The following is a 26,496-nucleotide window of genomic DNA, read 5'->3' as shown; positions in this document are numbered from 1 at the left end:
GCGTTAGATGACACAGATGCAATTAAATACGGCAATTGATTATCAGAATTTGTTTGAGCAAATTAATCAGCCGTTACGGCAACACTATCACGGTAAGGCGCGCATCATGTTTGGCTCTTCGGGAGTTGGTTATGGAACCCGGATTGCGGGAGTTGAAGGTTTTGCAAGGTTATTATGGGGTGCAGGTCCTGCGTTTAACCGCCTAGATGCTAGCTGGCAAGCGGAGCTTAAGGCCGGTATCTTAGCAGGCACGGATCCTGAAAGTCCCGATTACTGGGGCAACTTACATGACCGCGATCAACGAATGGTTGAAATGCCGCCGATTGCGTTTGCACTTTGGCACCACCAGCATGCGCTCTGGAAGGCCTACGATTCGGCGCAACAACATCAAATTGCGACTTGGTTACGACAGGTTTTTGCCCATGGTTGTTCCGATGGTAATTGGCAGTTCTTTAAAATCTTGATTTATCATGTTTTAGATCAACTAGGAGTTAGTTTAACTGCGGCAGAGCAAGCGGATGTTCAAGCGGCAATGGCTAAAATTGAACGCTGTTACGTCCAAGATGGCTGGTATCAAGATAGCGCTCGTGGACGGATGGATTATTATACGCCGTTTGCGTTTCAATATTACGGTATTTTGTACAGTGTGTTATTGCCTGATGATCCGCAGAGTGCCGTTTTTAGAAAACGTGCGCGAGAATTTGCAACCCAGTTTATTACGTTCTTTGCAGCGGATGGGGCTAACGTCCCATTTGGTCGGAGCTTAACGTATCGCTACGCGGCCGTAGCATTTTGGGTTGCGATGGTTTACGGCCATGTTTGGCCGGAAAAAACGGCTGAAATGAAAGGAATTATTAACCGGAACTTACGGTGGTGGTTCAAACGCCCTATTTTTGATGAAAGTGGCTTACTAACGTTAGGTTATGGCTACGCGCAGTTGCTGATGACTGAGCCTTATAACAGCCCAACGTCACCATACTGGTCAAATAAGATTTTCTTGTTATTAGCATTACCAGCAGATGACCCGTATTGGCGAACGTTAGAAGCACCGTTGTCAGTCAGTCAGCCAACGAAACTGTTGGCAGCGCCGCACCTGTTAGCGATGAGTGATAAGGGCCATAGCATCTTACTCAACGCGGGCCAGCCAGGCCCTAATTATCACGCTCTAACGAATGAAAAATACTTTAAATTTGCGTATTCTAGTCAATTTGGCTTTTCAGTTCCACGCGAAAACCAATTAAAAGAAGAAGCCGTGATGGATTCGATGTTAGGGCTCCAAACTTGTGATACAACGATGGTCGCTAACCGGGGTGGTCATGATGTTGTTGAACCGGGAATGTTTTACAGTCGGAATAATGTATCTGATGTGGTTCAAACGAAGCAGTGGGTCGCATCGACTTGGCGGATTAATGACAATATGAACGTTCGAACTTGGTTAGTAGGCCTAGCGGGATGGCAAATTCGATTACACCGGGTAACCGTTAAACAGCCAACGTTAGCCTATGAGACTGGTTTTGGTGTTGCTAACTCACCGGATGAGCCTGGAAAGTTTGAAACGAGTGCACATGGAAGTACGTTTAGTGGTCCAAGTGGATTTTCTGGAATCGTTGACTTATTGGGAAATTCACAGCAAGCGGATTGTTCAATTGGTGGTTTTCCGAACACGAATTTAATGACTCCAGAAGTAGTGGCGTTACCAGGCCGGCAAACTAAGTTGGTACCTGGGGAGCATTGGCTAGTAACGGGAGTTTACGCACACCAAGAAACTAGTTATGGGCAAGAGCGTTGGGATGAACAACCCCAAGTAACGCTAACCGTTGATCACGCTCAAATCCAATTAGGCGCAGACATTGTCACAGTTAAATTAAGTTAGTTTTGAAAGGAGTGGATTTTCATGGCGAGCAATCAGCCAAAGCAACACACAAACGCAGCTAAGGCGGCGGTAAAGAAGAAACCAGAAATTAATGCTAAAGTTAAAGACGAGGAGCAACCTAAATTACCAATTGCATTCGCAATTTCGATGTTTATGTCGCCAGCCGTTTGGATTGGTCCCGTGGCATCAACGCGGAGTACGCTGTTACCGCAATTATTTAGTCAAATTGATTCTGCAAACAAGGTCTGGGCCGTTGGGATTTTAGGTATGGTTTCATCACTAACGGCTGCCATTGCAAATTTAATGTTTGGTGCGTTTTCAGATGTTACGCGAACGCGCTGGGGGAAGCGGAAGCCCTATATCGTTTTAGGAACGATTGTAACCGCTTTATCATTGATTGCGATTGCTAATATTCAATCAATTATCGCCATTATTGTTATTTGGGTCATTACGGCGGCTGCTGAAAATGCCGTTGCCGCATCAATTTATGCTCAAATTTCAGATCGAATTGCCCCTAAGTGGCGGGGAACGATTTCGACCTTCTACGGGGTCGGGGGGACAATTGTTCCGCAATTGTTTGCCATTTTAGCTGCCCAGTTCTTAGGTGATGTTCGCGTCGGACTGTACGTTATGGCCGCGATTGCCGTGGTACTGATGATTGTTCACATTCTACTAGCAGGTGAAAAATCTAATATGGATGAACCTAAAGTGGAATTGGATAAGGAAAGTATGGTTCACCATTTCTCGTTACCAACAAAGGGGGCTCGTGATTATTACTTAGCCTTGTTTGGGAAGTTCTTCATGGTGCTTGGACATACGATTATTACGACGTATCTGTTGTATATTTTCACTGATTACATGATGATGAGTGATAAATCGGCCGGTGCAGCAATTTCAATTTTCTCATCGATTATGCTTTTTATCGGCCTAACTTTCGCACTGGTTTCAGGGATTTTAGCAGATAAATTACGACGCGTTAAGCTGCCCGTTTCAATTGCCACTTATTTACTGGGATTAGCCGCATTATTCCCACTTTTTGATGCTCATCCGTGGACGATGTACGTATATGGTGTGTTAGCCGCGATGGGGACGGGGATTTATAATTCGGTTGACGGAGCCTTAAACTTAGATGTATTGCCATCCGCTGAAACGGCTGGTAAGGATTTAGGGCTAATCAATTTAGGGGTAACTGGTGCCCAAATGCTGGGCGCGTTAGTGGCCTCAGTGATTGTAACGGAGCTAGGTTATGAAGCCATCTTCATCTTCTCAGTTGTCATGGAAGTGATTGGTGGGCTACTCATTTCTGCCATTCGCTCGGTTAAATAGAACTTGAATTTTGATAAGGAAAGACGCATCTTAGAATGAGACGATTCTGTTGAAACGACTCACAAGATGGGTCTTTTCGCTTAATGTAGGAGGAAATCGGGATGAATAATTGGGTCGTAACAACGCTGCAACGCGTCATGGAGAAGGTTGCGGCTGAGAATCAACGATTAGACGGAAAAACGCCGTATATCCCGTATGACGGCTTTTATAGTGACGTTATGCTAGAGCGCGGTAGCGATTGGTGGGCAAATGGCTTTTGGGGTGGCTTACTCTGGCAGCTATTTAACTACACGGGCAAGTTAGAACTACGTGAAGCCGCAATCTTTCAAGAAAAACGGTTAGATGATGCTTTGGCGACCTTTCGGGATATTCATCATGATGTTGGTTTTTTATGGTTGTTAACCGCGGTCGCACATTACAAAGTAACTGGTGATCAGCAAGCTCAGCGAACGGGACTACACGCTGCAAATTTATTAGCGGGGCGTTTCAACGTTGACGGTAATTTTTTGGTATCGTGGAATGACCAACCGGGATGGGTCATCATTGATAGTATGATGAATATTCAACTTTTGTATTGGGCTAGTGAGCAAACCCGAGATCCGCGGTTTGCGAAGATGGCCGACCGCCATGCGAAGACCGTTGCGAAGTACTTGGTTCGTGCGGATGGCTCAGTTGGTCATATTGCAAGCTTTGATGCGGAAACTGGCCGCTTTTTGACTCAGTTAGCCGGTCAGGGTGTGGGAGCAGATTCGGCCTGGAGTCGGGGTCAAGCGTGGGGGATTTATGGCTTTGCGCTTACCTATCGGCATACACGTGATCAAACGTATTTAGCTGTGGCTCAGCGAATTGCTGACTACTTTATTGCGCAGTGTCAGCTCAATCATTATATTCCGTTAGCAGACTTCCGAGCACCCAAGGTCCCAAAATTAGTAGATACGAGTGCGGGGATGATTGCGGCGTGCGGTTTATTGGAACTAGCAGACTGGTTACCTAGTGCCGAGGAGAAGCCGTACCGGTCAGCAGCTCAGTCTATTCTGATGGCCACGGCTGACCAGTATGCTAACTGGCAAACAACTGAAGATGGAATTATCGGGGGCGGTACTGAGGCTTACCACCGGCCAGCGACGTACGAAGTTCCATTAATTTATTCAGACTACTTTTTTACGGAAGCACTGTTGCGATTAGAAGGACAAGCCTTATTTTTATGGTAAACATCAAAAAACGACGATTAATCACACTGGGTGCGGTTAATCGTCGTTTTTAATTAATAGCGTGCTTTAAACGCTTAATAAGATTGGCGAGACACAAGCTCTGTGCCAACGGTAATTCTTTGAATTAGGGGCTGAGTAGCCTTTAGATTTTCTAACAATAATTTAGCGCCCATTTCTCCCATCTGCGTTGTTTTAACGTCGATGGTCGTTAACGGAACGGCTGCGTACTGCGCAATTGAAATATTATCGAAACCGATCACTTTAACTTGCTCTGGAACTTTTATATTGGCTTCCAATAACTTTTTAATGATGCCGATTGCCATGGCGTCGTTACCGGCAAAGATTACTTGTGGTAAGGCATCATGTGCGTCTAAAATATCAGTCATTAGTTGATAGCCAGAGTTAGCCGTAAAGTGTTGTTGATAAACGTTGGTTGTCCCCTTAAGGTATTTTTCAAACAGCAAGACGCGTTCATCTTGGATAATTTCAGTTTGATCGTTAGTCGATTCTTTTCCGGTTAACAGGAAAATTCGGCTGGCGTCGAACTTAGACAGGGCGTCTTGAAGAAGAGCCTGAAAATCGCATTCAACATCTGTCATCACGCAGCTTCGGTGAACTTTAAGGCTGTTACAGCCGATAAACACGATTTGCTGGTACATGTCTGACAAGTGTTGCATTTCTTGGTGGCTAAATTTACCAATTGCAATGACCCCGGTTAAGTGTTTACTTTTTACATCGATTTTTTGTGGGGAAATGTATTGGATTAGAAATCCATTTTGTTGCAGATAATTTTCAATGCCTAAGCGAATGGATAGGTAATAAAGATCGCTTAGTTCCTCTTCACGCGAATACCAGGTTACGAGGCCGATGGTGCCGTTGACGCGCTCGTTTTTGGTTTTGTACTTCGTGTAATTCAATGTTTCAGCTAATTCAAAGATTTTGCTACGGGTTTCGTTTGAAACGGACATCGACTTATCATAACTAAGAACCCGTGAAACGGTTGCTACGGAGACATGCGCTACTTTAGCGATATCATTTAAAGTTGTCACAACATACCTCTTTCCGAATAGATAAAAATAAGATATATCATAATGATATACCTTACTCAGAGTATAAGCCATATTATTGAACTAGATGGATAAAATATGTTCGCGTTAATTGACTTAATACTAAATTTCTTTTAATTCAATGATTCTAGTGGTATCAAGGTAGTGCATGGTGAGCGTGTTACCTTGTAGTTCAACGGTTGGTGCTGCCTTGAGAGTCTTCAAAGCTGGACTACCCACAAAGCCAGCAATCAACGTATGTTCACCCTGATCGATTTCACCCGTTAAGGTTGGGATGGTGGTCAGTGGGTAGAGCATGTTGGTGTTAGGCTCAACGGTCAACATTTCTGGTACTAAGTCACCTTGGTAATTAACGGCACCAACTAGACCAACGTTATTTTGTTGGTAAACCCCATTTTTGATTTCGTGAGCAGTGCCGCTAGTTGGGGTAGCAAAGCCGCCGTCCGCTAAGAATAAGTGCCGGCCCGTCTTAATTTGGTGAATCCGGATATGCCATGGATAGAACGGGACGATGTAGCTCTTAATCTCAACGTCATCAAATGGTTGCCAATCAGCATAAACGTAGTCCTTGTGGATTTGATAGTCTTTATAACCATAGACGGTTTGATAATTCAAGCCCGTTTCTGATATGGCTAAAGTACTATCAAACGCACCCTGTTTAAGCATGACTTGCCCCTTAGGAACGCTAAAGCCAAAGGTTGTCGAGTAAACGTACTTTTCATACTTGGCAGCGGCGTGAGCGTGTTCATGAGAATGTTGACCAGCGGTGAAGGCCTGGAGTTCGTCGCCATGATCGCCGTGCACAAGCAACATCCGTGGTTCAGGTTGTAACTGCTTATCATCAAAATGAACCGCTTGTTCTTGCGTCGTCCAGAATGGTGCGTCGTCAGGAATGGCTAGTAGGATAAAGTCTTTTAAAGCCCAGTAAGGTGAGCCAGGGGCGTTGTAACCTTCACCCATAACTAAGTTGTCGTAGCCGTAACCCACAGTGAGCAGACCATCGGTGCTGAAAATTGGTAATTTAAACCAGTAGCGCAAGTTGTTTAAGGCTAAGTGTTTAATTTGGCCCAAACTGAGTCCTGGTACTTGAAGGCCAGTCAGCGCTAAAACGTCCCAGAAAGCGGATTGTGCAAAGCGGTAAGTTTGGCTTCGACCGAACGGTAACGCAGCCCCGTTGTTTGCAAACCAGTTTTTGAATTGATTTGCAAACAGGATTGCCCGCTTCTTAAAGAGGGGACTGTTTTTAGAATCATCCATTAATTGGCTATACAACAAACCATAATAGTGCATGGCAAATGGAATGTAGTAATCGATTTGATTAATATAGCCATCGAAATACCAACCATGGTCTAGGTAATAATCGTTGATTTCTTTTAGATCGTGATCAAATAGTGCTTGATCAACGGGCTGCTCAGCGGTCTTAAAGAATGAATTGACGAGAACCCGGAAGAACAGCCAATTAGTATGTGGAATCTTCTTATTGTTAATTTGATCTAGCCATTGATAGATATTCTTTTGTTGCTGAGCGGTTAACGTATCCCAGAAGCTCGGCTTAGTTTCAATTAGGAATGCACCTAGTGAGCCCATTTCAACAAATAATTGGTCGTAATCGGCTAAATCAGCGCCCCAGAAGCTGGCGGTTGTTGGGTCAGTTCCTGCTAGGATCCCTTCGGTTGCCATTTGATATAATTCGGGGTATTGCTTAATCTTTTGGGGGTCCTTGAATAATGGACCTAGGCCCCATAAGAGCCGCAGGAAACCTTCGATTTGGCGTTTGTCTTCGGTATAAACAGAACCACTGGTCCCTTTTCTAACACGACCAGGAATTTGTTGTTGGATAATTTTTAACATCGGTCGGCAAAGGTCGATTAACGCCTTTTCAACATCAGCTTTAGTTTTAATCGGATTTACGGCGACCTCATGATTAAATAATTCAGTCATTGTAGATTCTCCTTACCAATGTAATGTTTGAACGTGATTTAAAGTATTGACGGCTTCAACGAAGAAGTAATCGCCATAAATTAAGGACACGTCGAGATTCTTTTGCTCTGGAAAATGCCCAGTACCGTGTTTAATTAACCCCTGACAATTAGGATCATCAAGCGCAGAGGCCTGTTCAACTAGGTCGGTGACTAATCGTTCGGCACCTTGGTAGTAGAAGTCGTGTTCTTCAGGCGTAACTAAATCAGCTAGTAGGAGGCAACCGCAAGCTGCGATGGCGTTTGCGGATGAATCCGGATAATCATATTTCTGTTCAGCGGTATTTGCGGGAATTCTGAAATCCCAGAGCGCAATTTTTGTTGTTTCGGTATGCATTAGGAAGTAATTGGCAACCTTCATGCTGGCGGTTAAGAAACGTTCGGCATGGGTATATTTGTAGGCCAATGCAAAACCGTACAGGGCCCAAGCGCAACCACGCGACCAAGAACTGTTTTCGGCGAACCCTTGACCGCCAAGCTTTTCAACAACGTCGCCAGTTTCAGCATTAAAAATAACCATATGGTGAACGGAACCGTCATCACGGACAAAGTGTTGCAAAATAGTATCCGCATGTGCAGTTGCAATGTGCTTAAAGCGGGGGTCGTTAGTGACCTCACTTGCCCAGTAAAGGAGCGGTAAGTTCATGACACTATCAATAATGACCGTCCCGGTATTATCTTCGCGACCAATCCAAGCATTCCACGCGCGAAGGTAGTTACCACGGATGTTAAAGCGAGCTGCTAATAGATTGGCTGCTAACAGTGCGTGGGTTTTAGCAGTTTCATCGTGCAGTAATTGATCCTGATACACGCTACTAAGCATCCACATAAAGCCAGCGTCATGATCAACCTTGTTAGGGTCTTGCAAAACGGTTGCGAGTTGTTTTTCACAACGGATGGCGATTTCTTTAAGTTGTTCATCGTGAGTGGTTTGGAAAACTTGCCAGAGAATTCCTGGCCAGAATCCCGCAGTCCACCACTGCGGTTTTTCTAATTGATAGTTTCCATCTGCATTAGTAGCATGGGGAAAGCGATCGCCAATGGTTTGGCTAATGGATTTAACTTTTTGATTAATTGAATTTTGAAGTTCTGATGACCACTTTGTCATGCGTACACCTACTTTTATAGTAAATTATTGTGACCCCAAAGTTTTTCGTACTTGAAGCCAGTTAAGTTTTCAACGACTTTCTTCGTTTCTGGTTCAACATCAGCCATCGAGCCACCGTTCTTGAGACGGTTGACTTCGTTAACTAGGATTTCATGATGTTGCTTATCAAGCTTGAAGAAGAACGTTGCGACAGTTGCGACGAGTAATAAGACACCGACACCAATGACCATCCAGAGAACTAAACCATCTAAGGCGTGTGCGGATTGATGACTCGCATTTTCAACGAAGCCACTACCTTCAAGAACAATCCCAGTTAAGAATGGTGCTAAAGCAGAAGTCGTCTTACGAGCAAAAGTCATGATTCCGGCGAAGACACCTTCACGACGTTCCTTGGTAACAATTTCGTCAACGTCAGGCATGAAGGTATAAACAGTCCACGGAACATAACCAGTACCGGAATTTGAAATCCCCCAAGTAATTTGTAGAACGTACATAAAGATTAAGATTTGGGCAGTCCCAACGAGTGGTGATAAGTATAAGAACCCGTAAGCAGCAGTGGTCCCAAACATAATAATGTACATAACCCGGAGCATCCGACTAGGTCCAAGTTTAGACATGATCTTAGGCCATAGAAGGTTGCAAGGAATCCCGATAATTGAACCGAACGTTAACAAGTTTGACGCTTGAATTGAGTTACTTTGGATCGCGTAAACAACGAAGTAAACGTAAGTTGCACCGATAATATCACGGGCGGTAAAGGTAAATAGATAAATAATCAAGTGTAAGGCGTAACTCTTGATACGGAAAACAGAACCCATATCTTTTAATGCGTGCCAGAGGCCAGTTAAGGCACCGCCGTTACTTTGACTCTTAGCCTTCTTTTCTTGAACATTGTCAGTTTCGGCATTGTTTGGACGTTCCCAAGTGGTGAAGTAAGTAATAAGTAAAGTAACGATAAAGATTAACGAGAGTGCAATACCATTGGCGAGGAAAGCCTTAGGACTACTCTTACCAAAGATGGCAAAGAAGCGACCTGGTAACCAGGATGCGAGAAAGGTTGCAATCGCAGCCCAGAGCATTCGGGAACTAGTCATTTTGGTCCGTTCGTCATAATCCATCGTCATTTCTGAAGCAAGGGTTTCATATGGAATCATAACCATTGCTGTAAAGGCTTCCATTAGTAAGTAAGTTACTAAGTAGAAGAGGTAGTTCATATGAGCAATCCAGATAATAACGTAAATAAACATTAGTGGAACGGCTGCTAGTAAGAAGAACCGCCGGCGACCGAATTTCCGACCAAGCCAAGTGTTACCAAAGTGGTCGGTTAAGTATCCCATTAAGGGGCTAATGAAGGAATCACAGACCCGGGCAATCCCGAGAATAGATCCGGCAGCGATAGGAGATAATCCCCCAACACTGGTATAGAAGAATAACATCCAAGTAGAAGCAACGGTCAAGGCACCGTTACCAAAAATATCGGCAGCACCGTATCCAGCGATGTTAAACCATTTTAATTTTCTTGGCTTTTGCGTTTGCATGATTGAGCCTCCTGATTTCCTATTAAATGAATGGATAATTCAAAAATTGGTTCTTTAAGGTTAATATTCAATCGATAATATGTTTCATTTTGTTCAATGTGATTCTGAACGGTTATTTTAGTTACGGATGATGATGCATCGGTCCAGTTGAAATAAACCGTTTGTTGAGAATTGGCTAGTGGCACTAGGCACCCGTTTTCAACCAGAATTGGTTCGGTAGCGAACACAAAATGTTCGGTAACTTTCCTAACGGTTGGGAAGGTATCCGTTAATCTTAACGTGTGTTCATCAGTGCTAAGATGACGAGTTACGGCATGACCGTACGCGTTGTTAAGCGTTAGTTGAAAATTAACGGCTTGTTTTAAGTCACAGGTATCAACGGTTGCCCGTTCTACCGAGTCCAGTTGCTCTTGTTGATCAACACAAGGCACCGAATGCCAGGCGCTTTGTGCTTGAACGGTTTGATAACGTTCCGCACCAAAGTACCCGTCTTTATAAATTGGTGCACCCATATCTGTTAAGATGCGTTGACCATGAATGTTCAGGATGATTTCACCAATATCACGGTGATTGTGTGACTCCTGATTACTACCGCCTTTAAGCATGACGGTCCAATCGGAATGGCGATCAATCAACCACTGAGCATCTTTAAAAAAGTGTCGGTATGGCTGCAAGGTGCTGGCTTTAAAATCTGACCACCACAAGTTACGACTCACGTGAGCGTAGCGGAAACAATGGTCAAAGCCAAGGCGGCTAACGTTTTTAACAACTGGAATTGCCGTGTCAAAATGCTGCTGGCAGTAAGCTAAGATACCGGTTGCAATTGGCTGGTCAGCGGAAACGTCCGAAAAGTTAGCGAAATCATTATTCGCCAGTTGGATTCTTGCCGGAAATGCCGCAATTTGTTTAATTTGCTGAAGGTCGAAGGGGACCGATGATTGAGAAGCCTTTAAAAGGTCAAAGTAATAAATAAAATAGCCAAAGCCATAGGTCCAATACTCCAAACCTTCAGTACAAATACCATCCTGACCAAAACTGTCAAGGTAAATGATCAAGTTATGATTAATACGGTCCAATAATTGTGCCCGGTTGCTAAGTTCGGGTGTTAATAGGAAAATGATGCCCATACAACTCGAACAAACTGAATTCCAATTGTTTTGTTTGGTTTCCCAGTCCCAAACTTGTGAAAGGAATGGTTGAATTAAGCGCTGATCAATTTGCTGGTTGATCGCATCCCGCAGCTCAACGGATAGGCGTTTATTAAAGATGGTTTCAATTTCGACCAACGTTTGCCCCGTTTCGGCCGCGAACAGGTCAATCGTGTGTTTGGTAGCATATTCAAAATGATCATAGTTTAAATGAGCAGCGAGGCACCACGACACTTCGTCAAGCGTAGAGGTAATGAGTTGCTCAAAGTAATGAAATGCTGGTTCGTCGAAATTATGTTGTAAGTAGAGTGTATAACAAGTTAATAATTTGCGACGTTCAAAATAACGATGCTCAAAGGCAGTCCGGTCACCGTCAACTTTGAACTGTAAGTAATCAGCAGCTTCAAGAATTGGTGGGATTGGTTGGTTAACTGACTCTTGCACAACCGATGTTATTTCATTAACTAGATTTTGAACATTACTAGTCGGAACATTAGTAGTTTTGAAATAGTTATTCATGGATACACCTCAAATCAGTTGTAAACGTTTACAAACGTTATTATATTATTTTTACTTAAAAAGTAAATAGATTAAGTAAAAATAATTTTAGCTAACTACATTTTTGCCGTTTTTTGATAAAAGATAAGGCATCCACGATTGTTGATATGATTGGTATACCGCCTTTTATCCTGATTACATAAGGCTTTGAAAGAATTGGATTACGAAATTGGCGTAGGCTTTTTTAGTAATTAAATCCCTTTTTAAGTAATAAAAATAGGTGTTTCAAGCTAAAAGAATAGTCTTTATGGGTGTTGGTTAGGGGCAATTATGGCTAAATAGCACTAAGTAAAAAAGTGGTTGAAAAAATTTACTAAAATAAAGGGTTTTCAAATCCCAATAACCGTGTAAACTGGATATTAGTATTATTATACGGGCTAGTTTCATCTAGAGGAGATAAGTAATATGGATATTACGATTCAATTGTTAGACCAAGATAACCACGTCAAAACCGGCGTCTTTTCTTATGACAAGATCGTGAAGCCTTACATGACCACTGGACGGGACTTAGCCGTTCTCGGCATTAAGGACATGACTTGGCAGCCGGGCGAAAAGATTCAAGTTAAATTGGATCAGGCGCACCAATACGTTTGGGTGCAGCTTGACGAAACGCTAGCGCCAACCCTTGTTTATATGGCACATAAACATTGGATTTACACGATTGCGCCGGATAAGCGCAACATTGATACGGCGTTTGCGTCCAAGCGGCATTGTATTATGGTGCGGAAAGCTTCGGAAGCGGACATCAAAGCTTATCGCAATTTGGCTTTGAACCCCCACGACCAAGCTGTCGATACCGGCGTTTATCCGCACGCGGTCTCAAACGTAACCGCGGAGACGAACCCGACGTTCTTAGCGTCAAACGCAATTGACGGTAAACTCGCTAACATTTCACACGGTTCTTATCCGTACGGTTCGTGGGGCATTCACGAACAGGCGGACGCCGCTTTAACGATTGACTTCGGTCGGGAAGTTGAAGTTGACTGTGTGAAGTTACTCTTACGGCATGACCGGCTTGAATGGGATCATGACGGCTTCTGGGACCAAGTAACAATTGGCTTTTCGGACGGCGAAACGATGGACTTTAAGACCGTTGATACGGCTGATTTGCAATCGTTCACATTCCCAGCACGGCGAACGACTAAAATAGTATTGAATAATTTGAAAAAAGCCGCAAACAGTGCCAGATTTTTAGCACTCACGCAAATTGAAGTATACGGTTACAATAAGGCTTAACGCGGCTTTTGAAAAAGGTTATGATAGTGTATATATCATAAGCGTATTTATTAATTAGATTGGATGTGTCTTGATGAAAGTATTAACCTTTGGTGAAATGATGCTTCGGCTCAAACCAAGTGAAAGCAAACGAATTTTACAATCAGATCAATTTGAAGCAACTTACGGCGGTGCGGAAGCAAACGTCGCGGTTTCCCTTGCGTTACAAGGTGATGAATCCGCTTACGTCAGCAAATTTCCAGAAAACCTACTTGGTGACTCAGCGGTTGGCACCCTCCGTAAATTCGGTGTCGATACCAGTAAACTGCACCGTGGCGGCCCGCGGTTAGGGATTTATTTCTTCGAAAAGGGTGCTAGTGTCCGGGGAACCAACGTTGTTTACGACCGGGCGGGGAGTTCCTTCGCAACGGCTAAAGCCGCTGAATTCGACTGGGAAAGCATCCTTGACGGCGTCGACTACTTCTACTTCTCAGGGATTACCGCTGCGATTTCAACTGAATTACAAAGCGCAATCCTGACCGCTGTGAAGTACTGCAAGGATCACAAGATTACCGTGATTTTTGACACCAACTTCCGGGGTAAAATGTGGACTCCCGAAGAAGCGCAAGCCTTCTCAAAGAAAGTGATGCCTTACGTTAACGTTGTCTTGGCGAACGACGAAGACTTCGAATCCAGCTTAGGAATCAAAGCCTTTGACGGTGATATGCGCCACGGAATCGACCAAAAGGATAGCTTCAAAGCCGGAATGCAGGCCGTGGTTGATCAATATCCAAACTGCCACACCGTTGCAAGTATTTTGCGGAACATTAACTCCGTTGAAGACAGCAAGTGGTCCGCATTATTATTGTGGGACGGTAAGTTCTACGAAAGTGCCGTTTACCAATTACACGTCTACGAAGGGGTTGCCAGTGGGGACGCCTTTGGGGCCGGGTTATTGCACGGCTTCTTACACAACTTCGATGGTCAAGAACAAGTCGACTACGCAATTGCAGCCAGCGTCTTGAAGCTGACGGTCAGTGGTGACTTGAATCTGGTCAGTGAACCAGAAATTCGGAGCATCATGCAAGACGGCGGTTCCGCAATGAATCGCTAAGCTTCGCAATAAAAAGTGACGTTCGTTACGAGTGAATGCAAGCACCCCGTGCTCAGCTAAAAATGAGGTAGCGCCAATGGCTAATAATGATCGCGATTTTGAACAACGGCTTCAAACTGCGTTGTGGGGGATGCCGTTACTGCATCCTGATGAGCAGCACCGCTGTTTAGGCACTTTTTATGAGAGAATTGATTTAAAAATTACGTTTGAGCAGGCCCTGCGCCGGGACTTTTCAAACGAGTTGACTTACGAACTCCAACGGCAACCGGAACGGTACTTACTGTTTCACGGTAAACTTGATGCGGATATTCTTAGTCGCTACGTGGCCCTGGCCCAGCGACTTCAAACCCAGTTTGCGATTCGCAATGATCGCTATTATCGTTGTGAACGAAATAGCGCCGCCGTCTTACTGTGCGCCACATCGGCGGTCGAGGTTCCGACCATCGACATTTGTGAACGTTTTCCGGAACCGTTGATGTTAAAGACGTCGCAGCCCAAACAAGGCTTTTTTGCAAAGTTATTCAACCGCTAATTCCTAAAACAGTATTCAATATATACGACAACGTTATTGTTTTTATATTGATTAGTTATATTAGGATTGACAGCGCGGGTTGGTTTTGCCTATGATAGATGCTGTTGCTTTAGACCGAACTATTAACAATAAGGAGTACAGCATGGCAAAACAAAAAATTCAAATCAACCCAGATAAATTTGCACGCGCCGTCGTTAGCGGCTCAAACTTAAAGGCTGAAGACGATACTCGGGCCAGCAAGGACGCTTTGAAGCGTTACTTAGCAGCCTACGTTTTAATTGAAAAGTTCAATAAATTAGAAAGCGAATCATTGAAGTTTTCGAAGACTGATGATTTTGCGCTCTTAATGAAAGGGCTCGACCAGCTTAAGATGTACTAAGCTAGCGCCAAATGAAACGCCTCACAGCGATGCTGTGGGGCGTCTTTTTGTAGCGTAACGTAGCGATAGTGTAGCGCTTTTACAGGCTGATTATTGCCGCAAGCAGGTAGATAGTGCGGTGATGCGTTCGTGCCTCTTAAAAGACTGATTAATAAAGCCCCAGTACCAGCCATCATTGGCCGTTACTGGGGCTTTTTGGTTTAAAAATTAGTTCTGAAACGCGGGCAAGTAGCCAACGGTTCCGTGAATCCCTTCTAAGCCGCTTGGAGTTAACGGTTTAAGTAGGTAGTAGTCCTCAGGGACGTCATCCCAAGGCGCTTGCACGTTGAACGCGCTTGCGGGTCGGTAACCGAATTGACCGTAGTAGTCTGGCCAACCGAGCACGCTAATGTAGGCCCCGCCAGAAATCCGGGCGCGTTGTTCGAGTTTTTGAATGATACGGCGACCGACACCCTGTTTTTGGTGGGCGGGATCAACCGCGAGGGGTGCTAGGGCTAAGCCCGTGATGGGACTGTCGCCAATCGTGATGGGGCTCAGTAAACCGACCCCAATTGGACGTTGCAGGGGGTCGAAGGCGACCACTTCCAAGTAGGCTTGGTAAGCGGGGTCCTGGCGCAGGGCGTGGATGAGTTCGACCTCACCGTCGTAGCCGTGCTCGGTTTGGCTGAAAGCTGCGTGAACTAACTGATCAACGGCGTCGTAGTCAGCCGGTTGGATCGTTTTGATTTGCATTTAGTATGCTCCTTATGAATAGTAATAGTCGTACCAACTCACCTTAAGTATGACGGATATGGAAGCGCTTGTCCAACCCAACCACCCCTGGTTAAAATCAAGGGTTTGTAAGCACCACGCCTGACGACGTAATGACCACAATGTGCTTTAGAGACGCGATTGCCCGTAAACGAGTCTTACGGGCTAATTATCAAAGCTTTTAGCTAGAATGTTTTGAGCTGTATTGTAGTCACGGGTATGCTGGGCTTGGCAATTTACAGGTCTAAGCTCATTAGACGCTGGTACAGGGCGGTTTTGTAAGCTGTCCTTCAAGAAAGCTTACTAACTGAGATTTACTAAAGTGAGCTACGGTACTTAGTATTAGAGCCAGTTTAGCCAGTAGCGGGTGTCACCATGGCTCAACTGCGAAATTATTCTTGGCCGGAAGTGGGGTTCTTCCGGCTTAGAATAAGGCTCGAATTTGAGATTGCTCAGTGGGCTTCTGAGTGAGCTCAAATCGATGACCGCAGTGTTCCAGCCAACCTGTGACACCCGCTGCTGGCGGCAAGGTCAGCACTAATTGGTACAAAGACGTATTTGTAAAAGTAGTGTCGGTTATAACAAAAACGTCCGCCCGGAAAAATCCGGAGCGGACGTCGTTCAATAGACGGGTGGCACCGTTATTGAAGGAAGTGTGTCAGTACTTGACTGAACCAGCGACTGACGATAACTGGTTAGGAATTAATTCAATCGCTGGCGCATTTCATTAGCGAGCAGGAGGAATGGACCGACACCCTTGTGGTCGTTGACGACGATTGGTTCGCTCATGTAGTAAGCGAAGGAACCATCACGCTTGTTAGCACCACCCAAGCCGCCGACGTGGGCAATCTTGTTGACGTTGACGTAGTCGTGGCGGTCAACCGAGATAAATTGTTGCAGGGCGTTTTCAAAGCCGTTCTTCAGGAAGTCTGACCATTCAGCTTCGTCCAAGTAGCCCATCCGAAGGCCCTTAGCAATGGCGTTTAAGATCATTAAACTCCCAGAGGATTCCAAGTAGTTCATTGGCCGGTCGCCTTCGTCGGTAACTTGATACCAGAGGCCAGTCTTTGGATCAGCGACCTTGCGAAGCGCTTTCAGCAAGTCGCGGAGGTTACTGAGCATTTGTTCACGGCCATCCAGGTCGGCTGGTAAGTATTCCATGACGTCGACAATCGCCATGACGAACCAACCAATACTACGAGTCCAGAAGTGCGGAGAATGCCCGGTTTCAGGGTCACACCAGAAGGCTTTGCGACTAACGTCGGTTGCGTGGTAGCAAAGGCCGGTCTTTTCATCGTAGGTCGCCTTATAAGCACCTAGGAACTGGTGGACAACGTCCTCCAAGTGGTCGGTAATACCGAACGTCTTTTGGTAACGGGCGTAGAAAACGGAGCCCATGTACAGCCCATCCAACCAGATTTGGTTCGGGTAGATTTGCTTGTGCCAGAAAACGTCGATATCAGTCCGGGGCTGACTTAATAGTTGATCATAAAGACGGTCAGCAACGGCCTTGTATTTCGGGTCGTGGGTTTCATCGTAGAGGTCTAAAACGGCCTTCCCGTTATTGATGAAGTCTAGGCTCCATTCGTCACGGTGGTACGATTTGATGTGACCCTCATCATCGATAAATTCATCGATGTTGTGCTTAATATAATCAAAATAAGCTTTTTCATGGGTCGTCTTATAAATGGCGTACATGCCGTTTAGCATCAAGCCGTCTTCGTATTCCCATTTACCTTTTAAGTTCATTTCGGGTTCCCGATTGAGCATGGTTTGGGCGCCTTTGGTTGGCCAATCGGTTTGTAAGTCTCCATATTGACGATACACAACTATCACTCCTAATTGATTTTGTCTAAATGACGGGCTAACTATGCTTGCGAAGCAGTGTGGTTTTCATGCTTCTTTTCTTGGTAACCAACGTTGTTATTACCGAAGCATTGTTCGTACTTGAAGCCGGTTAATTCTTCGATAACTTGTTTCGTTTCTGGGGTAACGTCTTCCTTCTTACCACCAGCATGAATCCGGTCAAGTTCGTCCAAGATGATCTTGTGGGTGCGGTGGTCCAACTTCATCCGGCTAGAGAAGAATTGACCTAAGAGAGCCAACCCAATAACACCGACAATTAAGACACCGACGATTGCGTTTACGGCACTTTGTGGTTGAACGGAAGCACCTTCCTTGAAACCAAAGGCAGCTAAGACAACCCCTAAGATGAAGACGATGGTTGCACGGATTAACTTCCCGGCCATCGTCATGGCACCGGAGTAGATCCCTTCACGCCGCCGGTTCGTGACAACTTCGTCCACGTCGGCCATAAAGGTGTAAACGGTCCATGGAATGTAGTAAACACCACCGGTACCAATCCCGAAGACGGCCGTAACGGCAACGACTAACCAAGTGAGGTGTGGAATGTGGAAGAAGTAAATAATGACGTATGAGATAACGGCCGTAATAACAATCCCTAAGGCAAAACTAAATGGACGGGTGAAGCCCTTCTTCGCACAGATTACGATGAAGATTGCGGTTGAGATTAATTGTAAAATACTGCTGAAACTGTTCAATTCAGAAACTAAGGTTGAAGGCCGTGCCAATACGAAGACGATGAAGTACGTAAAGGTCGCGGTAAACAGCCATTCAGCACCGAACCCGAAGAGGTACATCCCTAAGTGGGCCCGGAAAGTCTTTAAACGTAAGGTTGAGAAGATATCGATGAAGAGTTTCTTGAAACCTTCCCAGATGTTTTCAACGTGTTCTGAAGCAACTTCGGAAGCGGGACGTTCCCATGAGTTGAAGTATAAGAACGTTAAGGCGATTAACATGATCGCACAGTAAACGGCACCAGTTGCTAAGAATGAGTATGGCGAGTTCTTACCAAGTAAGGTGAAGAAGACCCCTGGTAACGCAGCGGCGATAAAGTTGGCAACCTTACCGAACATTGCTTTGAAACCGGTTAAATAAGTCCGTTCGTCGAAACTATCCGTCATTTCAACGGCTAAGGTTTCGTAAGGGATCATGACCATCGTATAAGTGATTTCAAATGAAATGTATGAAATTAAGTAGTAGAAGAAGTTCATCCCGGTAACCCAAAGGGCTGGGTAGATCAGCATCAGCGGAATCCCTAAGAGGATGAAGAACCGCCGCCGACCGAATTTTTGCCCTAAGCGGGTGTTATAGAAACTATCGGTGATGAACCCCATCAATGGGTTCAAAATAACGTCTAAGTAAGTTGAAATTGAGAAGATTAACGCGGCTTGCACAACTGGAAGACCACAGAAAGTGGTGTAGAAGAATAGTAGCCAGGTCCCGGAGATCCCGAGGGCCCCACTACCAAGTAAGTTCCCACTCCCATAAGCGAGTCGAGTGAGTAACGTGATTTTATGCTTCTTGGGAGCAGGTGCAGAAGTCTGATTTTGCATGATAGGTGTTCCTCCTTCGTTTAACAAAACAATCTAAATTGAATTAAAACGTATCAAGCGCGACCCACCGTTGTAACTCGGTGAGGGCGGTTGGAATTTCGGCCGGTCGAATTCCTTCGAAGGTACAAAATAGGTGTGGGAACTGACTGGCAATGAGTTTGATGAACCGTTCACGATGCAACTGGCCCTGACCAAAGGCGCAAACATGGCAATGTTGGTCAATAATTGCAAAATCTTTTAAGTGAACCGCGACGATTTTGTCGGCGAATTCTTGGACAAACGCATCGATGATTTGGTCTTGCTGCTGGTAATTCGTAGCGGTGATCAAATTAACGGGATCAAAGACAAGCTTCATGTTCGGGCTATCGACGGCTTCAAATAGGCGGCGGGTCGTTTTCAGATCATGAATCGGGTGGTTATCACCGGGTTCAATCGCGAAGAGGACGCCGAGCTTTTCAGCGGTCCGAGCAAGGCGGGCGGTCGACTTAACGACGCGTTCGAAAACGGGCTCTTCGAAGTTCGCAAGTGTCCGGCCATTGGGGCTGACGCTGCCAGTTTCAGTGGCGACGATGGCGTTACCGAAGTAGCGGGCCACACTCATGAAGTTTTCGAAGCGCTTGAGTTCCGCTTCGCGGACGTTGGCGTCCGGATGGGCCAAGTTTGTAATGCAACCTAATAAGGAAACGTCAAGTTGGTGTTGCTGCATCTTACTGTAAATGGCAGTAGCTAAACCGGGTGTTAACCGGACGTCACCCAGGCCAAGCGCGGCTAACTTGAGTGGTGCAAATTGAAAGTTAGTAAAGGGATACTTGTTGGCCTGCGTGAGCAGTTCGTCGAGCGACGTAGCGGGTAAATCATGCGCCCGAATGCCAAGCCGAAGATTTAACACGTGGAAGACCTCCTTTCTTAAATGTACACGTGTGCATTTTGATGAGCGTTCAGATGTTTAAAAGCCAAAAAGTTAATTAATTAAGCGCTTACATAGAGATTATCTCATTTTTTCACAAAATACAATGTTTTTTAGCAAAAAAATATAAAAAAGTGGAATAAACGTTGATTTATAGCGGTTATAAATCATGTTTACCGAGCTACAAGATTAAAAGAATCTTGACTTTTAACGGTTTTTTATTAAGCTGAAACTATAAATGTTAACGTTTTCTTTTTTGGGAGGCTAGAACAATGAATGAACGTATTATCACGTCAGCGGCCGTTGCCGACCTTGACGTTGCAACGCGAACCGCGACCATCCAGCAAGCCATTGACGCCCTCGTGGCGCAGGGTGGCGGGCAATTAACCTTACAAGCCGGCGACTACGAAGTCGGTTCCCTCCAATTAGGGAGTCACCTGACCCTCTACTTAGAGGCGGGGGCCCGGCTGAAGTTTAGTAATCAAATCGACTTGTACCCAACCGTTAAGTCCCGTTGGGAAGGCGCGACCCGCTTGGTTTATCGGGCCTGCTTATACGGGAACCAGCTGACCCACGTTAAGTTAGCGGGGGACGGTATTATTGACGGGCAAGGCGCCCGCTGGTGGCAACGCTTTGAGAATCACGAAGCCGAATTAGAATATCCACGTCCGTACCTATATTCAGTTGAACATTCTAAGCAGGTCGTGATTGACGGGCTGACTTTCACGAATTCACCGGCCTGGACGTTGCACCCGTTTGACTGTGATAACGTTTGGATCAACGGTACGACCGTGATTAATCCTAAGAATTCACCGAACACCGACGGCTTGGATCCCGAATCCTGCCGCAACGTTCGAATCACGAACTGTTGCTTCGACGTCGGTGATGACTGTATCGCCATCAAGGCCGGCACCGAGGAAGCGGCCGAAGCGATTGCCTGCGAAAATATCATTATTAGTGGCTGCAACATGAGCCACGGTCACGGCGGCGTGGTTTTCGGTAGTGAAATGAGTGGAGATATTCGCAACGTCACCATCACGAACTGTACTTTCCAAGACACGGACCGCGGGATTCGCTTTAAGACGCGGCGCGGTCGGGGTGGCAAGATTAGCGAAATCATGGTGACCAACATCGTCATGGATAACGTACTGTGCCCGCTGATCGTCAACGCCTACTACTTCTGTGGCCCGCACGGGGGCGAACCGTACGTTTGGACCAAGGACCAGTTGCCGGTCGACGAACGGACGCCGCAGTTTGAAAACTTGAGCTTTAGCCACCTGTTTGCGACTAACGTGCGCTCCTGCGCCGCCTTTATTTACGGCCTGCCGGAGATGCCAATTAAGAGTGTCAGTTTGAGTGACGCCCACTTTAGCCTCAGTGCCGATGCGCAACCAGAAGCACCCGCGATGATTGCCGACGCACCCGAATTGGCCCAAGCCGGAGTCTTCATCGAAAACACCGCCCACGCCAGTTTACAAAACGTACAGGTTAGCGGTGCCAGCGACTTTTATTACAACGAACGCAATAACGACCAATTGGTCAAAAATTAAGAGGGGAAGTCATTACTAATGGTAAAAATTACGGATAACTATTTAACGCAGGCCGACGCGTTTCAGGCGGCCAACATTCAGGTGCCGACTTACGACCAAGCTCAATTGAAAAAGGACACGCAGGCGCACCCCCGCTGGGTTCACTTTGGCGGCGGGAACTTGTTCCGAGCCTTCCACGCGGCGATCGCCAACCGGTTGATTGAAAAGGGCGAACTAGACGCGGGCGTCATTGTGGCCGAAACCTACGATGAAGACGTCGTTAAGGATATTTATGACGCGTACGATCACCGGATTTTGCGGGTGATCACAAAGGCGGACGGCAACTTTGAGCAAGAACTATTTGCGTCGGTGGCCGAAGCGCACTTCTTTAGTCCCGACCACCCAACTGACTGGCAACGGATGTTCGCCATCTTTGAACAGGCGTCGTTACAAGTTGTGACCTTCTCGATTACCGAAAAGGGCTACAACTTACGGACGGGTGCTGGAGACTTAAACGATTTGACAAAGGCCGACATCGTGGCTGGTCCGAAGGCGCCGAAGGGCAACATGGCCGGCTTAGTGGCCTTACTCTACGGCCGTTACCAACACGGCCAGTTACCGTTGGCGTTGCTTAGTACCGATAACTTCTCGCAAAACGGTGACCGGTTGAAGGATAGCGTTTTGACGATTGCTAAGGGCTGGTTAAGTAACGGTTTTGTCGACGACGGCTTCTTAGCCTACCTACAAGACCCAACTAAAATCAGCTTCCCGTTATCGATGATTGACCGGATTACGCCAAACCCGGCCAAGGTAGTGGGTGACAAATTAGCCGCGGCGGGCTTTGAGGATAGCGAAATTTTGCACACTCCTAAGCACACCAACATTGCCGCGTTCACTAATACTGAAGCAGTCCACTACCTGGTCGTGGAAGACGCCTTTCCAAACGGCCGGCCGAAGTTTGAAGATGCCGGTGTGATCGTGACGGACCGCGCGACCGTTAACGACGCTGACGAAATGAAGGTTACGACCTGCTTGAACCCGCTGCACACGGCCCTAGCCATTTTAGGAAACGTGCTGGGCTATAAGTCGATCGCAAGTGAATTGCAAAACGCTGATCTCGTTAAATTATTGAAGCAAATTGGCTACGTAGAAGGCTTACCGGTTGTAACCGATCCGAAGGTGATTGACCCGAAGACCTTTATCGACCAACTCTTACAGCAACGGTTACCGAACCCGTACATCCCGGACACCCCACAACGAATCGCTACGGATACGTCCCAAAAGATGGCAATTCGCTATGGCGTTACGATCAAACACTATCAAGAACGGGCCGGATTAGATCCACAAAAGCTCGAATTTATTCCGCTAGTCATTGCGGCTTGGTTCCGCTACTTAATGGCGGTTCAAGACGACGGCCAAGCCTTTACACCGAGTCCCGACCCGCTGTTGGCTGACCTCCAAAAGCACGTGGCTGACATTCAGCTTGGTCAACCAACCGACGTCGCCGCGCACTTGCAACCAGTCTTAAAGAACGCGTCAATCTTCGGTGTGGACCTCGTTGCCGCCGGGTTAGCACCAAAAATCGAAGCGTACTTCACGCAGATGATTGCTGGTACGGGGGCGGTTACGGCGACCTTGAAGCAGGCGTTGGCTGATCACGCGCAAGTGGTCCGCGATTAAGCTAAGCAGATAACGGCAGTTACGAACAAATTATTCGGAGAGTGTGGAAGACCAACGGGTTGATGCTGAGCACTGCCTAGACAACGGCACGACGCGCGTTTTGCGTTGGGGTGTTGTCGTAGCAGGCGCAGGCGTCAGTTGGTCTGGAGCACGTTTCGACGATTCTCATTCGAAGACTCACTGGGGGCTTTGGCTTTTGCCATTGCCCCTTTTTAGCCCGCTTTTGCGGTTGAAAGTCTTTTTTTCAAATAGGCGCAACCGCGGACATGTGATAGAGTAAAGGGGTTGATAGCAGGCGCTATCATGGCAAGGATACCCGCGATTTTGAACGCTGGGTCAACGATTAAAGTAAGCTAAAACGGAGGAAGTAACATGGAAGAAGTAACGATTCGGACGATTGCCAAACGTGCCAACGTCTCACACACGACGGTTTCGCGCGCGCTGAACGGCAGTCCATTAGTCAAGGAGGCGACGCGCCGGCGCATTCAGGAGTTGGCCGACGAGCTGGGCTACGTGCCCAACTTAAACGCTAAGGGCCTCGTTGAAAAACATTCATTTTTAATTGGGGTCTTCTTTTCGGAACTTGAAAACGGGACTTCCCCGAGTTTCTTAGTTGACGTGATCAACCGGGCCAAGGCGGCCTTGCCCGCCGGCTACTCGCTGTCGCTCGATAGCATTGAAGCGCTCAGTAAGGCCGGCGTTTCGCGCCAACAGTACGATGGGGCGATCGTCGTTAGTCAGTCACGTGCCGATGACCCGTTCATTGAAACGTTGATGCAGCGGCACTTACCACTGGTCGTTTTGAACCGGCGGATTGACCGCAAGGACGTGTCGAACTTTGCGCCGGATGATTACCTGGGGGCCAAGCGGCTCGTGGAATACGCGGTGCGGATGGGCCACCATGAATTCGGGATTATCTCCGGGGCAGCCGGGTTCGTGTCGGCGGTTGACCGGGAACGGGCCTTTGACGACGTCTTAGCTGCTAAAAACGGCGTAACTAAGCCTGAATGGCGGCGGGCTGGTGATTACTTACCCGAAAGTGGCTACAACGCGATGCGCGAAATCTTAAGTGCGGCTTCAATTCCGACTTGCGTTTTTGCGACCAACGATGATATGGCGGTCGGTGCTATTCGGGCTTGCCAAGATTTGGGGTACCAAGTACCGGCTGATATTTCAGTCATTGGTTATGATGATATGAGCCACGCCCAATACTTGTTGCCAAGGTTGACGACGGTTCGGAAGCCGACCGATGAAATTGTTCAAGCGGGGGTGGCCGCGTTGACGGCACAGTTGACGGGGGACGACCAACCGGTTGAACAGCGAATCATTGATCCGACGGTGATTATCCGCGATTCAGTAAAGAGGTTACGCAAGTAATTTCTTTTTATTGCCAAAAAATGTTAACGTGTGCATAAATTTGTGATAAACTTATTAATGTTCAGATGGTAAGCGCTTACCATTAGAAAAACCTCGTTAAACGCACCCGTAAAGCCAGCGCGTTTAACGGGTTAATTAAAAAATTAATCCGGCTTTGTGCCAGAACATAATAGTGTGAAGAATCAAATCGGAGGGAATTCACATGGAACTACAACAATTAGTTACAGATGTTCATGAAATTTTAGCTGCAAACGGTGATTACACGAACTTAAGTGATGCGGCCGTTTACCAACCATCGATTCAGGTTGATCGCAAGAACGTTTACTTTATTTTGCACGAAGCAAACGGCAAACAAGTTGCGAAGTCGTTGGTCGTTTACGAAGACCGTGCGCAAGTTGCTGACTTCGACGCCCGCGAAAGCGTTCAGGACGCTAACAAGACCTTAGTCGTTGGCGACTTAAACGAAACGAACTGGCACGCATTGGTTAAGCGGTTTGCTTGGGTTAAGCCAACTTCACGGCACGGCTACAAGTATACCTTTGGCCTGGGCGACCGGCTTGGCAACGCTTCAAACGCCCACTTACGGTTGTTCAAGGGTCGCGGGATCATGCCCGTTTTAGCCCAACAATCCATTCGGGAATTACTATTAACGAACCGGACCGAAACTGACGTTGTTTTGGATGCCGGCTGGGCCGTCTTTGAAGAAGGCTACACCGACGGCTGGGCTGCCGATGGGGACCACGTTAAGAACCCACACGAAGTGGATTACGCCGTTAAGGCCGGGTGCTCAATGATTACGTTGGATTGCACGGAAAAGATTCATAACGAAATTGCGGACTTGTCCGATGACGAATTGGACGCGAAGTTTAACGCCCTCGACGTTGACCTGGTTAAGTATTTCAACGAAACTTACCTCGACAAGGACTTCCAAATCAGTGACCAAGCGTCCGTTCACTTCAGTAAGAAGGACGTCGAACAGTCCGTTCTGATTTTCTTTGGCGCCGTGGAATACGCTGAATTTATTTACCATAAGTTCGTTGTACCGTACAACTTGGACTTCGAAATTTCGATGGACGAAACGATCGTGCCAACGACACCGGCCAACCACTACTTCTTCGCGAACGAATTACACCGGAAGGGAATCACGCCCGAAACGCTGGCCCCGAAGTTCTACGGTGAATTCCAAAAGGCCATCGATTACATTGGTGACATCGACCGCTTCGAACGCGAATACGTGGTTCATGAAGCCATTGCGGAACACTTTGGTTACAAGTTGAGTATCCATTCTGGTTCCGACAAACTGTCAGTTTACGAAATTATCGGTCGGTTATCTAAGGAACATGGCTGGCACGTTAAAACCGCCGGCACGAACTGGTTGGAAGCGCTTCGCGTGATTGCCCACGTTGATCCGAAGTTAATGGTTGAACTCTACAAGTTCTCCTACGATAACTTGGACGACGTTAAAGCCTTCTACGTCTTCAACGCTCAAACTGACGGTACCGCACCAAAGCCTGAAACGATTAACACGGACAACGTCATGACCCTATTGAGTGACGACGACGCCCGGCAAGTGCTCCACACGATGTACGGGTCAATCTTGAACTTACAAAAGAGTTACCGCTACGTTTACCGCGACCGCTTCTTCAAGATTTTGAAGGATCACCAGGCGCTTTACGACAAGTACTTAAATGCGCACATTGCGGAACATTTAGACTTGTTACAAGGCTTAGCGAAGACCAAGGCCGAAGTTCAAGCGAAGTACGAACCCACGATTCAGTAGGAGGTAAGT

Annotated in this window: 20 protein-coding genes; 11 read left to right on the top strand and 9 right to left on the bottom strand. The window is 46.5% G+C overall.

Annotation, left to right across the window (positions count from 1 at the left end; all coding sequences use genetic code 11):
• Positions 1-7 precede the first annotated feature (7 nt).
• From FFM79_RS06000 to FFM79_RS05990, 3 genes are all read left to right on the top strand, one after another.
• Positions 8-1,873 carry a DUF2264 domain-containing protein gene (locus FFM79_RS06000; RefSeq protein ID WP_137642561.1) on the top strand — a complete coding sequence of 622 codons (1,866 nt, stop codon included), beginning with the start codon at positions 8-10 and terminating at the stop codon, positions 1,871-1,873.
• A gap of 21 nt (positions 1,874-1,894) precedes the next feature.
• Positions 1,895-3,199, top strand: a complete 1,305-nt coding sequence (locus FFM79_RS05995) for an MFS transporter (RefSeq protein WP_225424390.1) — start codon at positions 1,895-1,897, stop codon at positions 3,197-3,199.
• 101 nt (positions 3,200-3,300) lie between these two features.
• A complete protein-coding gene (locus FFM79_RS05990; protein ID WP_137642560.1) occupies positions 3,301-4,410 on the top strand; it encodes a glycoside hydrolase family 88 protein in 1,110 nt (369 codons plus the stop codon).
• A 74-nt stretch (positions 4,411-4,484) separates the two neighbouring features.
• On the opposite strand, the gene FFM79_RS05985 is transcribed toward FFM79_RS05990, so the two are convergent.
• The 5 genes from FFM79_RS05985 to FFM79_RS05965 all read right to left on the bottom strand — a co-directional run bounded on the left by FFM79_RS05985 (position 4,485) and on the right by FFM79_RS05965 (position 11,694).
• Entirely contained in the window at positions 4,485-5,459 is a 975-nt protein-coding gene (locus FFM79_RS05985) for a LacI family DNA-binding transcriptional regulator (RefSeq protein ID WP_170177395.1), read from the bottom strand.
• Between the two features lie 120 nt (positions 5,460-5,579).
• Positions 5,580-7,418 (bottom strand): DUF2264 domain-containing protein, encoded by a 1,839-nt coding sequence (locus tag FFM79_RS05980; RefSeq protein WP_137642558.1) that lies wholly within the window; start codon positions 7,416-7,418, stop codon positions 5,580-5,582.
• Between the two features lie 12 nt (positions 7,419-7,430).
• A complete protein-coding gene (locus FFM79_RS05975; protein WP_137642557.1) occupies positions 7,431-8,564 on the bottom strand; it encodes a glycoside hydrolase family 88 protein in 1,134 nt (377 codons plus the stop codon).
• A gap of 14 nt (positions 8,565-8,578) precedes the next feature.
• Positions 8,579-10,102 carry an MFS transporter gene (locus FFM79_RS05970; RefSeq protein WP_137642556.1) on the bottom strand — a complete coding sequence of 508 codons (1,524 nt, stop codon included), beginning with the start codon at positions 10,100-10,102 and terminating at the stop codon, positions 8,579-8,581.
• Positions 10,075-11,694 (bottom strand): heparinase II/III domain-containing protein, encoded by a 1,620-nt coding sequence (locus FFM79_RS05965; RefSeq protein ID WP_170177394.1) that lies wholly within the window; start codon positions 11,692-11,694, stop codon positions 10,075-10,077. Before FFM79_RS05965 ends, FFM79_RS05970 begins: the two co-directional genes overlap by 28 nt.
• Positions 11,695-12,213: 519 nt before the next feature.
• Here FFM79_RS05965 and FFM79_RS05960 point away from each other — a divergent pair.
• From FFM79_RS05960 to FFM79_RS05945, 4 genes are all read left to right on the top strand, one after another.
• Complete coding sequence (locus FFM79_RS05960) at positions 12,214-13,044, top strand: discoidin domain-containing protein (protein ID WP_137642554.1); 831 nt, start codon at positions 12,214-12,216, stop codon at positions 13,042-13,044.
• Between the two features lie 70 nt (positions 13,045-13,114).
• A complete protein-coding gene (locus FFM79_RS05955) occupies positions 13,115-14,137 on the top strand; it encodes a sugar kinase (protein ID WP_137642553.1) in 1,023 nt (340 codons plus the stop codon).
• Positions 14,138-14,213: 76 nt separating this feature from the next.
• A complete protein-coding gene (locus FFM79_RS05950; protein WP_137642552.1) occupies positions 14,214-14,669 on the top strand; it encodes a YueI family protein in 456 nt (151 codons plus the stop codon).
• Positions 14,670-14,811: 142 nt separating this feature from the next.
• A complete protein-coding gene (locus FFM79_RS05945) occupies positions 14,812-15,048 on the top strand; it encodes a hypothetical protein (protein ID WP_137642551.1) in 237 nt (78 codons plus the stop codon).
• 207 nt (positions 15,049-15,255) lie between these two features.
• Here the strand turns inward: FFM79_RS05945 and FFM79_RS05940 are convergent, their stop codons facing one another.
• From FFM79_RS05940 to FFM79_RS05925, 4 genes are all read right to left on the bottom strand, one after another.
• Positions 15,256-15,780: a GNAT family N-acetyltransferase gene (locus tag FFM79_RS05940; protein ID WP_137642550.1), complete on the bottom strand. Its 525-nt coding sequence runs from the start codon at positions 15,778-15,780 to the stop codon at positions 15,256-15,258.
• A 720-nt stretch (positions 15,781-16,500) separates the two neighbouring features.
• A complete protein-coding gene (locus FFM79_RS05935; protein WP_137642549.1) occupies positions 16,501-17,625 on the bottom strand; it encodes a glycoside hydrolase family 88/105 protein in 1,125 nt (374 codons plus the stop codon).
• A gap of 41 nt (positions 17,626-17,666) precedes the next feature.
• A complete protein-coding gene (locus tag FFM79_RS05930) occupies positions 17,667-19,214 on the bottom strand; it encodes an MFS transporter (RefSeq protein WP_137642548.1) in 1,548 nt (515 codons plus the stop codon).
• A gap of 43 nt (positions 19,215-19,257) precedes the next feature.
• A complete protein-coding gene (locus FFM79_RS05925) occupies positions 19,258-20,103 on the bottom strand; it encodes a sugar phosphate isomerase/epimerase family protein (protein ID WP_137642547.1) in 846 nt (281 codons plus the stop codon).
• 290 nt (positions 20,104-20,393) lie between these two features.
• Between FFM79_RS05925 and FFM79_RS05920 the strand changes: the two genes are divergently transcribed.
• The 4 genes from FFM79_RS05920 (at position 20,394) to FFM79_RS05905 (ending at position 26,487) form a co-directional block, all read left to right on the top strand.
• A complete protein-coding gene (locus tag FFM79_RS05920) occupies positions 20,394-21,671 on the top strand; it encodes a glycoside hydrolase family 28 protein (RefSeq protein WP_137642546.1) in 1,278 nt (425 codons plus the stop codon).
• A gap of 18 nt (positions 21,672-21,689) precedes the next feature.
• Positions 21,690-23,330 (top strand): mannitol dehydrogenase family protein, encoded by a 1,641-nt coding sequence (locus FFM79_RS05915; RefSeq protein WP_137642545.1) that lies wholly within the window; start codon positions 21,690-21,692, stop codon positions 23,328-23,330.
• Positions 23,331-23,702: 372 nt separating this feature from the next.
• Entirely contained in the window at positions 23,703-24,707 is a 1,005-nt protein-coding gene (locus FFM79_RS05910; protein ID WP_137642544.1) for a LacI family DNA-binding transcriptional regulator, read from the top strand.
• A 202-nt stretch (positions 24,708-24,909) separates the two neighbouring features.
• Positions 24,910-26,487: a tagaturonate epimerase family protein gene (locus FFM79_RS05905; protein WP_137642543.1), complete on the top strand. Its 1,578-nt coding sequence runs from the start codon at positions 24,910-24,912 to the stop codon at positions 26,485-26,487.
• The last annotated feature ends 9 nt before the right edge of the window (positions 26,488-26,496 follow it).

Source organism: Lactiplantibacillus modestisalitolerans, from assembly GCF_005405425.1.
GTDB classification, from domain to species: Bacteria; Bacillota; Bacilli; order Lactobacillales; family Lactobacillaceae; genus Lactiplantibacillus; species Lactiplantibacillus modestisalitolerans.
This window is presented reverse-complemented; position numbering and strand designations above follow the sequence as displayed.